The sequence below is a fragment of the Microbacterium sp. UBA3486 genome, assembly GCF_002377845.1.
Classification (GTDB): domain Bacteria; phylum Actinomycetota; class Actinomycetes; order Actinomycetales; family Microbacteriaceae; genus Microbacterium; species Microbacterium maritypicum_A.
Window position 1 is genome coordinate 595 of record NZ_DFQP01000115.1, and the last position, 15,130, is coordinate 15,724.

Genomic DNA, 15,130 nt, shown 5'->3' on the forward strand with positions numbered 1-15,130 from the left:
CCGGTCGATCCCGAGGTGTAGATCACCGAGGCGAGCGCGTCGGGCGCGGGCGACGGGAACACCGTGTCCTCCGACGCCGCGGGCAGACCGGCCGTCCCGTCCCCGTCGAGCACGAGCGCACGCGGATGCGCGGCGGCCGGCGATCCTTCGATCGTGACCACGAGCCGTGGATCCGCATGCCGGAGCACGAAGGCGATCCGCTCCTCCGGGTAGGCGAGATCGATCGGCGCGACGGCTCCGCCGGCCTCGAGCACCGCGAAGATCGCGACGATCAGGTCGATACCGCGCGGCATCGCGAGGGCCACGACGTCGTCGCTGCCGATGCCCCGCGAGACGAGCACCGCCGCGAGCGATCGCACCCGCGCGTGCAGGTGGGCGAAGGTCACCTCGTCGTCGGATGCGCGGATCGCGATCGCCTCCGGAGCGGCCGCGACCGCACGGGCGAGCGCCGCCGAGATGTCGACGATCGGATATCCGCCCTCCGGCAGGGGCTCGGAGCCGGAGGCGCCGCCGTCACCGATGGCGAGCGCGGCCGACCGACCGAGCGGCTGCGCGGGTTCGGCGGCGATCCGGGAGAGGAAGCCGGCGTATCTTCTCGCGATCGCGTCCGCGTCCGCCGCGGAGTGCACATCGGGGTTCACCTCGAGTCGGAGACGCACTCCGCCATCCACCGTCGGCGTGATCGTGAGGTCGATGTCATCGACGGGGCCTGCGGCCACGGTGGCGATCGTGCCCTCGGCACCTGCGAAATCGAGCATCGGGGTGTAGGGCTTGATGTTCACCCCGGGCCCCCGGAGCAGCGATGGGATGCCGCGCTCCTGTGCGAGCGCCTCTCCGCGGATCCGCTGGGCGCGCCGGAGCACGCCGAGGTCACGGCATACGCGCAGGGCGACGGTGCAGAGGGTGTCTGCGGGGTCGACCCGCACCGGAAGGGGGAGGACGGTCACGGACATCGACGGGGTCCGCGCCGCACCGGTCGTCGCTCGCGCCGCGAAGGGCACACCGAGCACGAGACGGCGGACGCCTGCTGCTCTCCCGGCGAAGGCGGCGAAGGCGGCGACGTTCACGTCCGCCCAGGTGAGGCGGCGGTCCGTGGCCACGACGGCAGCGAGGGCATCCGCGGTCTCCGCGGGAAGGGGCACCTCGACCGCGTGGGCCCGACGCACTCCCGGTGCGGAGATTCCCGACACCGTCGGGACGTCCGCGGCATCCGCGACACCCGCCTCGTCGAGCAGCGTACGCACGGATGCCCGATCGGCCTCCGCAGCGGCCGACTCCGCGTACGCCCGCTCCTCGGCGCGCAGCGACGCGGCCCGGCCGAAGTCGGGTCCCAGGCCCCCGGCTCCCACGAGCACCCGATAGCGCTCGGCCACCCGGTGCGCCACGAGAGATATCGAGTAGCCGTCGAGAAGGGCGTGGTGCGAACGGATGAGCCACACCACGTGATCCGCAGCGGTTCGCACCACCACCTGCCCGGTCATCGACTCCGCGTCCAGTCCCCCGTGTCCGCGTGCCAGCTCCTGGGCGAACAGCTCGTCCGCTGCGGCCGTCGGGTCGGGGCGGTCCGAGACGTCGTGCACGTCGATCCGCACCGGGGCATCGACCTGCACCCGACGGGGGTGCCCCTCCGCATCGCGCACGATCCGGTCCCTCAGCGCGTCCGTCTCCGCGATGGCGGCGCGGATCGCCTCCGCCAGCAGCGCCGTCGACACGTCACCGACGATGTCCACCCGATCGGCGACCACGAACACGTCGGAGTCCGGATCCAGGAGCTGTGCGTCGACGATGCTGCGTGCGGCGGCACTCAGCACGTCGCCGTCGTCGTCGCTGTCGCTGTCGCCGTCGAACGGGGAAACAGGGGAGGTCGTGATCATCGCGGTCTTCTCTTCCTCGGGGCGTCCTTGTCATGGGCGGTCCCCGGACGGGGTCGGGCGTGCGGGACGGAGGTCAGTCCTCGTCGTCCTCGGTGTCGTCCTCGTCGTCCTCGTCGAGGTGCTCGTGCGTATCGGCGATGCCGCGCTTCCAATAGCCGGTGATCGACGAATGGTGCTTGGTGAGGCCCAGCTCGTCACGCACCCAGCGTCGGAGGGGCTTGATGGCCCCGGCCTCTCCCGCGAGCCAGACGAAGACCCGCGAACCCTCGGGGATCTCCACGGCGAGCGCACCGCGGATCAGGTTGTCGGTCGCGGCACCGCCCCCGTGCAGCCAGGTCACCGAGACGCCGTCCGGTGCATCGAGCGGCTGCTCCGACCTCGGCCCCTCGACCTCGACGACGACCGCACCCGATCGGGAGCGCGGGCTCTCCTCCAGCCAGCGGGCGACGGCGGGCAGTGCCGTCTCGTCGGCGACGAGCACGTAGAAGTCGTAGTCATCGCTCACCCGGTATCCCCCGGGAGGGCCGGCGATGTGCACCCTGTCTCCCGGCTGCGCGTCTCGCGCCCAGTCCGAGGCGAGTCCGCTCGCGTGCACGACGAAGTCGATGTCGATCTCCCGTGCGTCCGGTCGGTGGGCACGCACCGTGTACTCGCGGCTCGTGGGGATCGGTCGGGGCCAGATGAGGTCGTCGCCGTCGGGCAGGGGCAGTCGCAGCTCCCCCGTGTCGGGCTCGGGGAAGATGAGCTTCACGTGCTCGTCGAAGATCGCGCTCTCGAACCCCGCCGCTCCCTCGCCGCCGAACGTGAGCCGGATCATCGTGTCGGACAGGCGGGTCGTGCGCACGACCTCGACCTCGCGGATCCGCACCGGGAAGTCGACGTACTCGACCGGGGCAGGTGCGATCGCGGTCATCGTGCCGTCTCCGCTGCCATCGCCTCACGCAGCGAGCGCGGTCGCAGGTCGGTCCACGTGGTCTCGATGAACTCGAGGGTGGCCGACCGATCGGCCGGGCCGAAGACGATCCGCCAGCCGGAGGGGACCTCGGCGAACTCGGGCCACAGGGAGTACTGCTCCTCGTCGTTGACGAGTGCGAGGAAGACTCCGTCTTCGTCGTCGAAAGGGTTGGTGCTCATCATTCGCCTTCCTGGTGTGCGGGGTGTGCGGGGTGTGCGGGGTGTGCCGAGGCGAGTGCCGCGGCGAGGATGTCGAGGGTCGTTCCGCCGACGACGTCGGCGTACTCGATCGCGCCGCCGGCGTCGCGCACGGCGGTGAGGAGTCCGATCACGCGGACCGAGTCGAGCCCGTAGTCACGGAGGTCCTCGTCTCCCGCGACGTCGGTGAGATCGTCCGGGACGACGGCGGCGGCGAGCGCGCGGGCGCGCTCGAGGGCTTCAGACGGCGACATGTGTTCCTTTCCTGTCGTCGGCGGTCTCTCCCGCCGACGTGTCGTGGGGGTGGCGGTTCCGTCCGACGGCGGCCACCAGGGCATCCGCGATCTCCCCCGCGCGCACGGCCGTCGTCGACAGGAGCGTCGAGGTCAGACCGTGCTGGTGCTCGCCCTGACCCACGAGCACCAGGCGCGCCGTGCCGGGTTCGGTGAGGGCGGCCGAGTGATCGCGGCGGAGGACAGGGCGGCCCGCGTCATCGCGACGGAGGAGACCGGCGTCGTCCTGCAGCAGCTCTGCGGTGTCGAAGGGGCGGTAGCCGGTGCCGAACACCACCGCATCGACGTCGAGCAGAGTTCGGGAGCCGTCGAGTTCTGAGTGGATCGTCGCCTGCACTCCCGACGGCTCCTCCTGCAGGGCGACGAGTCGACTGACTCGATGCAGCACCAGACGCTCCCGGCCGAGCCACGCATCGCCGTACATCCGGTCGAAGAACGCGCGGATCACCGCGGTGCTGGCGACGCCGTTGTTGGCGTTCCGGTGCAGGGCATCGAGACGGGTGCGCACAGCGTCCGGGGCATCGAAGAGCAGGTCGACCGAGTCCGGGTCGAAGATCCGGTTCACCAGCGGCCCCTGGTCGCTCGGCGCGACGCCGAACTGCGAGGAGACGAGGTGCACGGCGGCCTCGGGGAACCGGTCGGACAGGTCGAGCGCGACTTCCATCGCGCTCTGCCCCGTTCCGATGACGGCGAGCCGTCGCGGAGCGCGCAGCTCCCCCACCCGGTGCACGTGGTCCGCCGAGTGCCATACCCGTCGTCCGGGGAGGATGCCTGCCGGGAACCGCGGCCGGAGTCCCGCGGCGACGATGACGCTGCGGGCGCGGACGGTGTGCACGCCGTCGGCCGAGGTCACGAGCACGTCGAAGGCCTCGACCTCGCCGTCGATCCGGATCGGTGTCACGCGCTCGACGCGGGATCCGTAGCGGACGACATCGGAGAAGGCTTCCGCCACCCAGCGCAGGTACGCGGCGAACTCGATCCTCAGGGGCTCGGCGCACCCGCGGTTCGTGAAGTCGACCAGACGCTGCCGCTCGTGTAGGAAGGCGACGAACGAGTAGGGCGAGACCGGATTGCGGAACGTGACCAGGTCCTTCAGGAAGGAGATCTGCATGCTCGCGTCTTCGAGGAGCATTCCCGGATGCCAGGTCGGCTCCTCCTGCGCCTCGAAGAACACCGCGTCGAGCGGCCTGCCCTCCTGCGCGTGCTCCCGGAGCGCGATCGCGATCGCCAGGTTCGCCGGACCGAATCCGATGCCGACGACATCCACCGTCTCGGGGATGTTCTCGGCGCCCTCCGTCATCGCGGCGTTCACGAATGGTTCCTCTCCTGCGCGGCGACCCCTCGACGGTCGACCTTGCCGACGCCGGTGGCCGGGAGCTCATCGACGAGGGCGATCACGTCGGGGACCTTGTACACCGCGAGCCCCACCGCCGCGAGGTGCCGACGCAGATCGACCGGGCGCAGCGGGATCGGGGTGCCGTCCGGTCGCGCACGCCGCACGACGGACGCGTGGACCCTCTCCCCCATCGCCTCGTCGGAGATGCCGACGACGGACGCGTCGTGCACGTCGGGATGCGTGAGGAGGGCGTTCTCGATCTCCTCCGGCGCGATCTTCTCGCCGCCGCGATTGATCTGGTCCTTCGATCGGCCGACGACCGTGAGGTACCCGTCCTCCCGCTCGACCACGATGTCGCCGGTGCGGTAGAAGCCATCGGCGGTGAAGGATCGCGCATCGTGCTCCGGCGCCCGGAAGTAGCCGCGGATCGTGTACGGGCCGCGCGTCAGGAGCGCCCCCGGCGTGCCCGGCGGCACCGGCCGGTCCGTCTCGTCCACGACCCGCACCTCGTCGTCGGCGCTGATGCGCAGGCCCTGGGTCGAGAGCACGGTCTCGATGTCGTCGTCCAACCGGGTGTAGTTCACGAGTCCCTCCGCCATGCCGAAGACCTGCTGCAGGCGGCATCCGAACGCGGGCTCGATCCGCTCGGCGACACTGCGGCTGAGCTTCGCCCCGCCGACCTGCACCACCTCCAGGCTGCGCAGATCGTGCTCCTGCCGCTGCGGCGCATTGAGCCAGGAGAGGATGAGCGGCGGCACCGCGGGGACGATGGTCACACCGTGACGTTCGATGAGCGCCAGCACGGCATCGGGGCCGGGGTCGGTGGTGAGCACGATGGCACCGCGCGCGGCGATGATGCCGAGGATGCCCGGCGAGGACATCGTGAAGTTGTGGGCGACGGGCATCGCCACGAGCATGCGGCTGCCCGCGTGCAACCTGCAGATGCGGGCGCTCTCGCGGACCGAGTAGAGGTAGTCGTCGTGCGTGCGGGCGATGAGCTTGGGCGTGCCGGTCGTGCCGCCGGACAGCTGGAGGAAGGCGAGATCACCGGGCGCGACCGCAACGGTCTCGGCTTCGGGACGCCCTTCCGATGCGGGGTCGACGTCGCTCGCGAGCAGAACCCCGCGCACACTCGGCACGAGCCCTGCGACCTCGGCGGCGAGCGCCGCGTGGTCGAATCCGCCGATCCGTTCCGCTGTCACGATCAGGACCGCTTCCGCCTCCCGGCAGAAGTGCAGCAGTTCCGAGCGGCGATGTGCGGGCAGGGCGAACAGGGGAACCGCACCGACCCGGAACAGGGCGAACACGACGACGACGAACTCGGCGATGTTGGGAAGCTGCACGACCACCCGGTCTCCGCGGCGCACACCGTGGTCGGCGATCAGCACCGTGGCGAGCCGCCCGACGCGTGCATCGAGGTCGCGGTAGGTCCAGGAGCGTTCGCCGTCCACCACCGCGAGGCTGTTCGGCGCCGCGGCGACGGCCTCGCGCAGCAGCTCGTCGAACGTCGCGCCGATCCAGTGCCCCGCCTGCCGGTACCGCGCCGCGAACTCCGCAGGGTAGGGCACCACGCCCTCCACCGTCAGCGGCTGTACGGTCGGCGGATCTGTGATCAGCGGATCCGTGGCGACGGGATTCATGCGACACCCGCCAGGGAGCGACGACGCACCGGCGTGACGGCGGCGAGAGCACGGAGGGCGGAGCCGAGCTTGGCTGCGGTCTCGCGGTGCTCCGCGACCGGGTCGGACCCGGCGACGATTCCGGCCCCGGCATGCAGGCGGGCGGTCGTTCCGGAGACATGGATACCCCGCAGCGCCAGCGCCCACTCCCCATCGCCGGACGAGTCCATCCACCCGACGAGGCCGGCGTACAGTCCGCGGTCCTCCGGTTCGAGGATGCGGATGAGGTCGCGCGCGGCGGCCGTCGGCGTTCCACACACGGCGGGGGTCGGATGCACGGCAGCGGCCACCTCGAGCACGGTGGCCCCCGGGAGGAGCTCGCCCTCGATCGGCGTGCCCAGGTGCCACAGACGCGGTGTCTCGACGATCACCGGTTCCGCGGGGACGGCGAGCGTCGGCGCGAAGGGGCGCAGACGCTCGGCGAGGGCCGAGACCAGAACCGCGTGTTCGTGCCGATCCTTCGCGGAAGACGTGAGCGCCGCGCGCGCGGCGTCGTCGGCGCGCGGATCGTCGTGGCGGGCGGCGGGCCCCGCCAGAGGGAGGGAGCGCAATCGCGTGCCCTCGACCGCGGCGATGAGTTCGGGCGAGGCCCCGACGAGCACGCCGCCCTCGTCGTCCGGCACGTGATACGCGTACGCGGCCGGGTTCTGCCCGGCGAAGGCCCGGAACAGCGCAGGGGTGTCGATCGGATCACCGGCCTCGAGGTGCATCGTGCGGGCGAGGACCACCTTCGTCACGATGCCGGCCTCGATGGCGCGCAACGCGGCTCCCACCGCGACCCGGTAGCCGGGGTCGTCCGGTGGGATGACGGCAGCGGCCCTCTGGGCGGGTTCGGACGATGCGCCGACGATCGGCCCCACCGGGGATCCGTCGGTCTCCCCCACCTCCGGGAAGACCTCGACCACGTGCTCCGGCACGATGATGTGCGCCGGCTGCGAGGGGTCGAACGGGATCGCGCCCAGAGCGATCCGACGCACGCCGTCTTCCGCCTCCGTCCGGCGCAGCATCGAGAGAACCGCGTCGGCGAGGCCGGGTCCGACCGCCTGCTCCCGCGCCAGCACCGCGCGACGGCCGGTACCGTGCCACCGCCGACGACCATGGAAGATGACGTCATCCGATCCGTACATGTTCTCTCTCCTCACACTGCCTGCGGGTTCGTCCGGGATCCCGGGACATCCGGGATCCCGCTCAGCACGCCGTCGCCCCGCCGTCGACGGTCAGCGTCTGCATCGTGATGTGGCGGGCGTCCTCCGACACGAGGAAGGCCACGGCGGCGGCGATGTCCTCGGGGTCGGCGACGCGTCCGAGCGGGATGCCGTTCCGGAAGCGCGCGGCGTCGCCGGTGATCGCGGCCGCCACGGCCTGCGCCGTGCGATCATCGCTCCCGGGGATCCCCTCTGCTGCGGTCGCCGCCGCGAGGGGCGCGGACTCCCGCTGTCGCCCGGCCGCGACGAGCATGGCCGTGCGTGTGCTCCCCGGAGCCACGACGTTGCATCGCACCCCGTCTGCGGCGAGCTCGAGCCCCAATCCGATCGTGTACTGCGCGACGGCCGCCTTGGAGGCGCCATAGCCGACCATGCCCGCTCGTGCGGTCGCGGCGGCGTTCGAGGAGACGGTCACGATCGACCCCTGTCCTCGCCTCGCCATCCGCGCCCCCACTGCTCTGGATACCGTAGCCACGCCGAGCACGTTCACGGCGAGCATGTCGGTGAGATCCTCCGGGTCTCCTTCCAGGGCGGATCCCGTCCGCAGGATCCCTGCGGCGTTGACGAGCACGTCGATGTCCGCCTGCGTCTTCTCGATCTCGGCGACGACGCCCTCGATCGCGGCGCGGTCGGTGACATCGATCATGACGTCCGCACCCGGATCACGGTCCAATCCGACGACCGCCCGTCCGTCGCGGCGGAGTCGGGCCACCACCGCGGCGCCGATGCCTCCCGCCGCCCCGGTCACCAGTGCGACCGTGCTCACCTTCCGGCTCCTGGAGCGCCCGGGGCGAGAGCGGCGAGAGCCGTGTCGGTGTCGAGCACGCGCGCGCACCGATTGGCCGCGTAGTCCAGCGCGAAGAGGTGATCCTCGCGAGAGAAGTCCGCGACGGCGTCGGCGACGAGAAACGGGCGGATGTCGTTCATGAACGCGTCGGCAGCGGTGAGCAGGCATCCGATGTGCGCGTAGACGCCGACGATCACGAGCTGATCCCGCTCCTGGGCCGCGAGGGTCTCGCGCAGGGGCGTCCGGATGAACGCGTTGTACCGCCACTTCGTGAGGATCGTGTCGCCCGCGACCGGACGCAGCTCGTCGACGATCGCGGCGCTCTCCTCGTCCTGCAGACCCGGACCCCAGAACTCGGACAGGAGCCCGCGATCGACGGGGTCCTGTCCGGCCGGCTGCGCGGTGTAGATCACCGGCACGCCGGCAGTCCGCGCCGCGTCGAGCAGACGGGCGATGTGGCCGATCGCCAGACCGACGGGGCCGTCGGCGTCCGCGAAGGCGTCGACGAAGTACTGCTGCATGTCGTGCACGAGGATCGCGCTGCGGGTCGGATCGAGCGTCCAGTCGACACGGCCTTCCGGGTGCTCGTCGACACCCGGAACGTCATAGGTCGCGATACGGGGAAGCCCCATGTCACTTCTCCCCGTTGCCGGCCGCGGCATCGGCGAGCACCGGGACGAGCCGCTCCAGCAGCCACGGCTCCGTGAGCGGTGTCGGGTAGGCGAGCGGCGAGGCGAACGCGTCGTCGATCACGGCGTAGCGTCCGGCGGCGACCGCGGGGATCTGGCGGAACAGCGCGTCCTTCTCCAGGTCGGAGCGGGTCAGCAGTCCCTCGTCGCCGAACGGATATCCCATGAGCAGGATGTCGGCGTCGAGCAGGTCGAGGTTCTCGCGGCTCACCGCGGCGGAGGTGGCGCCGAAGTCGGACGCGCGCTCCGGAAGGGTGAGGCCGAGCTTGGTGAAGAACGTGACGTCGCTGCCCTCGTACGAGATGTAGGTGATCTGCTCGGGGTGGATGACGGCGTAGGTGAAGGTCGTCCCGGCGAGCTCGGGGTTCGCGGCCGCCGCGGTGGCGAAGTCGGCGGCGATACCGTCGATGACCTCCTTCGCCTGGTCGCTGCGTCCCAGAGCGGCGGCAGCGGATTCGGTGCGCTGCTCCCAGGTCATCGCGCTCAGTCCGTCCTCTCCCGTGTACGAGACGATCGGGGCGATCTTCGACAACTGCTCGTAGTCGGCATCGAGGGTCCAGCCGCTGGTGGCGAGGATGACGTCGGGTTCGGCCACGGCGATCGCCTCGTAATCGACGCCGTCGGTGGAGTCGTAGGTCTTCAGCGTCGTCTCGCCCAGCTCCTCCAGAGCGTCGGTCTCCCAGGGATCGAGCTCGGCGTCGCCGTACTGCGGGCTGATCACCGGGACCACACCGAGAGCGAGGGCGATGTCGAGATCGACGGAGGACACCACGGCGACGCGCTCCGGCTTGTCCTCGAGCGTCGTCTCTCCATAGGGGCTCGTGAGCGTCATCGGATAGCCGGCCGCGGACCCGGTCGATGAGGACGGAGTATCGGCGGAGGCGCCGCATCCGGCGAGCAGCGAAGTGCTGACGACGAGGGCGGCGGCCGCCGCGGTCAGACGGCGGAGCACGGAGCGGGTCATGTGTCTCTACTTTCTTGAGGGTGAGAGAGGCTTCAGGGCGAAAGAGGCTTCGGGTAGGCGAGGCTTCGGGTGAGAGAGGCTTCAGGGCGAAAGAGGCTTCAGGTCACATCCCGTGTCGCCCCCGTGGCAGCACCAGCGGTGCTCCGGTGTCGGGGTCGGCGATGATGCGGGCCTGCACCCCGAACACCTCCGCGACGAGGTCGGCGGTGATGACGTCGGCGGGTGGACCGGAAGCGACGATGGCGCCGTCGCGCAGGGCGACGACGGTCGACGCGTAACGGGCGGCGTGCGCGAGGTCGTGCAGCACCACGACGACGGTCGTCCCCTCGGCGACGAGGTCGACCAGCAGATCGAGCACCTCCACCTGGTGGGCGATGTCGAGCGCACTGGTCGGCTCGTCGAGCAGGAGGAGCGGTGTCTCCTGCGCGAGCGCCATCGCGATCCACGCGCGCTGCCGCTGCCCGCCCGACAGCGTGTCCACCGGACGGTCGACGAGGTCGGCCACCCCGGTGCGCAGGAGCGCCCTGGCGACGATCAGGTCGTCGGAGGCCCGGGTGCTCGCGAAACGTCGGTGCGGGTGGCGGCCACGTCGCACGAGCTCGGCGACGGTGATGCCCTCGGGTGCCACCGGGCTCTGCGGGAGGATTCCCAGTCGCCGCGCGACCTCGCGGGTGGGCATCGCGTGGATGTCGGCGCCGTCGAGGAGCACCGATCCGGCCTGCAGGGGCACGAGGCGGGAGAGGGCGCCGAGCAGCGTCGACTTGCCCGATGCGTTCGGCCCGATCAGTGCGGTGATCCCGCCGCGTGCGACGAGGAGGTCGAGGTCGCTGACGATCGTCTTCGCGGCATAGCCGGCGCGAACGCCCTGTGCGGCGAGGATCGGCTCCTCCGCACGACCTGCGTGCGAGGGAGCGGAGGGCGTCTCGTCGAGTACGGTCATCAGGCGTCCGCCTTCCGGGTGAGGAGCAGGAAGATGAGCACGGGTGCGCCGATGAGTCCGGTCACGACACCGGTCGGAACGGGGCTCACGAACGGCGCGGACTGCGCCACCACGTCGGCGAGCAGGAGCAGTGCGGCGCCGACGAGCGCCGCTGGGAACGGACCGCCCTGCCGGACCAGGCGTGCGGCGATGGGTCCGGAGACGAGCGCCAGGAACGCGATCGGCCCGACCACGCTCGTCGCGAGCGCCGCCAGCAATGCCCCCAGGAGAAGCGCGGCGACGCGGATGAAGCCGACGCGCGTCCCCAGCCCCCTGGCGAGCGGATCACCGAGCCGGATCGCGTCGAGCGAGGGGTCGATGACCGCGACGGCGACGACCCCGAGCGCGAGGGCGGCGAACAGGAGCGCGACGTCGGACCACTGGGTACCGGCGAGCGAGCCGATCATCCAGCGCATCGCGCGCGTCGAGGTCATGCTGTCGGCGAAGGTGAGCAGGTAGCTCGTCACGGCCGCGAAGCACGCCCCCACGCCGATGCCGACGAGCACCAGGCGATAGGTGGAGGATTCGCGTTTCCAGCTGAGACCGAAGATCACGAGCACGGCGAAGACGGCACCGACGATGGCGCCTCCCTGCACCGCGATGCCCGTTCCGCCCAGCCCCACCAGGACCGCGACCGCCCCGGCGCTCGCTCCGCTGGAGACGCCGATGATGTCGGGGGTCGCCAGCACGTTGCCGATGAGGCGCTGGTACACGACACCCGCCATGCCGAAGAGCGCGCCGACGAGCACGGCGGTGAGCGCGCGGGGAAGGCGGGACTCCCACACCACGAGTCGTGAGACGACGGTCCCCTCGCCGAAGAGCGCCTCGAAGACGGCGTCGGGCGAGAGCTCTGCACTCCCGCCGATCAGGATCTCGATCGAGAAGGCGGCCAGTCCGACGGCGACAAGGGACGCGAAGACAGCGGTCAGACGAATCCGGGCCCGCCGTCGAGCATCTCTCAGGCTCGTGACGACGGTTCCCTCGGAGGTGACGTCCCGGTCGGGGAGCGCCCCGGCGGTGAGACCCATGACGCCCGCCCCGCTCATGCTTCGACCAGCTTCCTGGTGCGGGCCAGGACGACGAAGACGGGCGTTCCGACCACGGCGGTCATGATGCCGACCGCGATCTCCCCGTTTCCCGGAGTGATGCGTCCGGCCACGTCGGCGGCCAGCAGCACGGCGGCACCGCAGACCATTCCGAAGGGGACGAGCAGCCGCTGATCGGCGCCCACGATGAGCCGGCCGAGGTGTGCGCCGATCAGACCGATGAAGCCGATGGGTCCTGCGGCGGCGACGGCCGCGGCGCAGAGCAGGACCGCGACGAACGCGACCCCCAGCTGGGCACGGCGCACGCGGACGCCGAGAGCGGCGGCGGTCGACTCGCCCAGGGAGAGCGCGTTCAACGTGGCGCCGCACAGGAGTGCGAGGACGATCCCGGTCACAGCGAAGGGCCAGAGTTCGGGGATGGTCTCCCCGCGTCCCGCGAGCTGTCCGATCGACCAGAACCGGTAGCGGGAGAATGAGGTGTTGTCGCGCACGATGAGGAGGTTGATGACGGCGGCGAGCATCGCAGCCGTCGCCGCCCCCGCCACCACCAGGCTCATGGCGGTGGACGCCGCCCGTGAGAGGCGCGAGATGGAGAAGACGAGTGCGGCGGCGATGCCGGCGCCGGCGAGGGCGAACCAGAACGTCGCACCGACCCCGGCGAGCCCCATGAGCACGATCCCCGCCACGACCGCGCAGGCCGCTCCCATCTCGACGCCGAGGATGCCGCCGTCGACCAGCGGATTGCGGGTCAGTCCCTGCATGAGCACACCGGCCCCGCCGAGGCAGGCGCCGACCAGGAGGCCGAGAACGGTCCGAGGCAGTCGCTCGGTGATCACGACCGTCGCCTCGAAGTCGCCGTCCGGGGCGCCGCTGAGAGCGGCCGACAGCGCGCGGACGACGACGTCGGGCGCGATGTCACGCGCCCCGATCGCGAGCGAGAGCAGTGCGGCCACCGCGAGGAGAACGAGGAGCGCGACGAGCCCGAGCAACCGTCGTCGCGTGCTCGAGCGCACGGGGCCGAGGACGGCACGAGGGTCCGTGGCGATCTCCTCAGCGACCTTCCGCTCAGAGGCATCCGCCGTCTGGGTCGTACTCACCTCGTGCCCTGCTCCCGTCATCCGCGGTCATGACCTCACGCGAAGTCCGAGGTTAGGCTAACCTAACTATTTCCCACTCAGCGTTCCAGGAGTCCCATGTTCCGTCCACTTCCATCCGTCGCTCCAGAGCCGCGCTCCGAGGCGGGAGAGGATGTCGACGCCGAGACAGAGGAGCGGTCGGAGGAGGATGGATTCGGCCCATGGGGACACGGCACGCATCGCCACGACGACGATCAGTTCATCGTCGCGTTGAGCGGCAGCGCCGTGATCGACGTGGACGGCGAGCGGTTCGCGGTCGACCAGAGCCAGGGGGTGTGGATTCCCGCGGGATTCCCGCATTCCGCGCGCTTCCATCCGGGATTCGCGCCGTTCGTGCACCGCACGGGTTCGCCGACCGACGTGGTGCCGACGCCGTGTGCGGTCAGCGTGACCGGAGAGCTGCGCAACCGCCTGCTGGCGACCTCGATCTCCCGCACGGACGCCTCCCCGATCCTGTGCGCCGCGTTGCGGAAGGGCGGGTTCCACCGCCCGGTCCGCGAAGGAGGGACTCCGGTCGCCGCGGGCGGAGATCCGGTCGCCGCTGGCACGCCTGTGGAGGCCGCGGGCGGAGATCCGGACGCCGCCGGGAGCGGGTGTCCTGCCACAGAGCGCACGCGGATGCGGGCGGAGATCGCACGACTCGCTCGAGCCGAGCTGCACGGCCCCCTCACGGTCGCGATCAGTGCCGCCCTCCATGCCGACCCCTCGGATGACCGCACTCTGGACGGATGGGCCCGACGGCTGCACACGAGCACGACGAGCATCCGCCGCGCGTTCGTGGCGGAGCTCGGAACGAGCTACACGACGTGGCGTACGGCGGTCCGCCTCGAGGCAGCGGTCGCTCTTCTGCACCGGGGCTATCCGGTCGCGAACGCCGCGCGAGCCGTGGGGCTCACCCACAACGGTCTGCTCGCCGCTTTTCATCGTGGTTACGGCTGCCGGCCGAGTGCGATGCGACTCTCGCAGACGCGCGATGCGTCGCCGTCGAGCGGGAGTGCGGCGTCGCGAAGTCGGTAGTGTGAGCATCCGGCACTTCACGAGGGGAACACCCATGTCCGTTGGACTTCTGGCCGTCGTCGACGACATCCTGAGCGCAGCGATGAAGGCGTCGGCCAAGGCGGCCGGCGTCGTGATCGACGACGCCGCGGTGACGCCGCAGTACGTGCAGGGCCTCACGCCCGCCAGGGAGCTGCCCGTCGTCGGCAAGATCGCCCTCGGATCGCTGGCCAACAAGTTCCTGATCATCATCCCGGCAGCGCTGCTGCTGACCGCGTTCGCGCCGTGGGTGCTGCCGTATCTGCTGATCCTGGGCGGGGCCTACCTGTGCTTCGAGGGCGCCGAGAAGGTGCTCGAGTGGTTCGGCGTGCAGCACGGTCACGCCGACGAGGGTGCGCGTGATGAGAGGAAGCTCGTGCTCGGCGCGGTGCGCACCGACCTGATCCTCTCGACCGAGATCATGCTCATCTCGCTCGCGAGCCTCGAGAAGGGGCTCGACGTCTGGGCGACGCTGGCGATCCTCGCTGTGATCGCCCTCCTCATGACGGGTGTCGTCTACGGCGCGGTGGCGCTGCTCGTGAAGATCGACGACATCGGCCTGAAGATGGCGAAGAACCCGGTGCAGCGTGTGCGGCACACCGGCACCAGGATCGTGCGGTCGATGCCCGCGGTGTTCCGCTTCATCAGCATCCTCGGCACGGTCGCGATGCTCTGGGTCGGCGGCCATCTCGTGCTGGTGAACCTCGGCGAGGTGGGGTGGCATTTCCCGGTCGACGTGCTGCACGCCGTCGAGGACGCGCTCCATGGCCTCGGTCCGGTCGTGGTCTGGATCGTGGACACCATCATCTCCGCGATCGCCGGTCTCATCCTGGGGCTGCTCGTCGTCGGGATCGTGCTCGGCATCGCCCGCCTGTTCGGCAAGACCCCCAGCTTCCACGAGGGCGAGGCATCCCCCGCCGACGTGCACGTCTGAACATCGAGACACGACTGTCCG

General features: G+C 70.9%; 15 protein-coding genes. 2 read left to right on the plus strand and 13 right to left on the minus strand.

Going from position 1 to position 15,130, the window contains the following annotated elements:
* The 13 genes from B2869_RS17825 to B2869_RS17885 all read right to left on the minus strand — a co-directional run.
* Nucleotides 1-1,874, minus strand: a 1,874-nt coding sequence (locus B2869_RS17825; RefSeq protein ID WP_292769461.1) for an AMP-binding protein, incomplete at its 3' end; no start/stop codon positions are given.
* Between the two features lie 73 nt (nucleotides 1,875-1,947).
* Nucleotides 1,948-2,787, minus strand: a complete 840-nt coding sequence (locus B2869_RS17830; protein ID WP_292769463.1) for a siderophore-interacting protein — start codon at nucleotides 2,785-2,787, stop codon at nucleotides 1,948-1,950.
* Complete coding sequence (locus B2869_RS17835) at nucleotides 2,784-3,008, minus strand: MbtH family protein (protein WP_121657603.1); 225 nt, start codon at nucleotides 3,006-3,008, stop codon at nucleotides 2,784-2,786. Before B2869_RS17835 ends, B2869_RS17830 begins: the two co-directional genes overlap by 4 nt.
* A complete protein-coding gene (locus B2869_RS17840; protein ID WP_292769466.1) occupies nucleotides 3,008-3,280 on the minus strand; it encodes a phosphopantetheine-binding protein in 273 nt (90 codons plus the stop codon). Before B2869_RS17840 ends, B2869_RS17835 begins: the two co-directional genes overlap by 1 nt.
* Entirely contained in the window at nucleotides 3,267-4,631 is a 1,365-nt protein-coding gene (locus B2869_RS17845; protein ID WP_292769468.1) for a lysine N(6)-hydroxylase/L-ornithine N(5)-oxygenase family protein, read from the minus strand. The genes B2869_RS17840 and B2869_RS17845 overlap by 14 nt, the downstream gene beginning before the upstream one ends.
* Nucleotides 4,628-6,295 (minus strand): (2,3-dihydroxybenzoyl)adenylate synthase, encoded by a 1,668-nt coding sequence (locus tag B2869_RS17850; RefSeq protein WP_292769470.1) that lies wholly within the window; start codon nucleotides 6,293-6,295, stop codon nucleotides 4,628-4,630. Before B2869_RS17850 ends, B2869_RS17845 begins: the two co-directional genes overlap by 4 nt.
* Entirely contained in the window at nucleotides 6,292-7,461 is a 1,170-nt protein-coding gene (locus B2869_RS17855) for an isochorismate synthase (protein ID WP_292769472.1), read from the minus strand. Before B2869_RS17855 ends, B2869_RS17850 begins: the two co-directional genes overlap by 4 nt.
* 61 nt (nucleotides 7,462-7,522) lie before the next feature.
* Entirely contained in the window at nucleotides 7,523-8,305 is a 783-nt protein-coding gene (locus B2869_RS17860) for an SDR family oxidoreductase (protein WP_292769474.1), read from the minus strand.
* The gene (locus tag B2869_RS17865; RefSeq protein ID WP_292769476.1) at nucleotides 8,302-8,958 is read right to left on the minus strand and encodes an isochorismatase family protein; all 657 of its coding nucleotides are present in this window, start codon (nucleotides 8,956-8,958) and stop codon (nucleotides 8,302-8,304) included. The genes B2869_RS17860 and B2869_RS17865 overlap by 4 nt, the downstream gene beginning before the upstream one ends.
* Nucleotide 8,959: 1 nt before the next feature.
* Nucleotides 8,960-9,979, minus strand: coding sequence for an ABC transporter substrate-binding protein (locus tag B2869_RS17870; protein ID WP_292769478.1), 1,020 nt, complete (start codon nucleotides 9,977-9,979; stop codon nucleotides 8,960-8,962).
* A 103-nt stretch (nucleotides 9,980-10,082) separates the two neighbouring features.
* Nucleotides 10,083-10,919, minus strand: a complete 837-nt coding sequence (locus tag B2869_RS17875; protein WP_292769480.1) for an ABC transporter ATP-binding protein — start codon at nucleotides 10,917-10,919, stop codon at nucleotides 10,083-10,085.
* The gene (locus B2869_RS17880) at nucleotides 10,919-12,004 is read right to left on the minus strand and encodes a FecCD family ABC transporter permease (RefSeq protein ID WP_292769482.1); all 1,086 of its coding nucleotides are present in this window, start codon (nucleotides 12,002-12,004) and stop codon (nucleotides 10,919-10,921) included. Before B2869_RS17880 ends, B2869_RS17875 begins: the two co-directional genes overlap by 1 nt.
* On the minus strand, nucleotides 12,001-13,101 hold the full coding sequence (locus tag B2869_RS17885; protein WP_292769486.1) for a FecCD family ABC transporter permease: 1,101 nt from the start codon (nucleotides 13,099-13,101) through the stop codon (nucleotides 12,001-12,003). The genes B2869_RS17880 and B2869_RS17885 overlap by 4 nt, the downstream gene beginning before the upstream one ends.
* Nucleotides 13,102-13,197: 96 nt before the next feature.
* Here B2869_RS17885 and B2869_RS17890 point away from each other — a divergent pair, with 96 nt between their 5' ends.
* Nucleotides 13,198-14,157, plus strand: a complete 960-nt coding sequence (locus tag B2869_RS17890) for an AraC family transcriptional regulator (RefSeq protein ID WP_292769489.1) — start codon at nucleotides 13,198-13,200, stop codon at nucleotides 14,155-14,157.
* A 34-nt stretch (nucleotides 14,158-14,191) separates the two neighbouring features.
* Entirely contained in the window at nucleotides 14,192-15,109 is a 918-nt protein-coding gene (locus B2869_RS17895; protein ID WP_292769492.1) for a DUF808 domain-containing protein, read from the plus strand.
* Nucleotides 15,110-15,130: the final 21 nt, after the last annotated feature.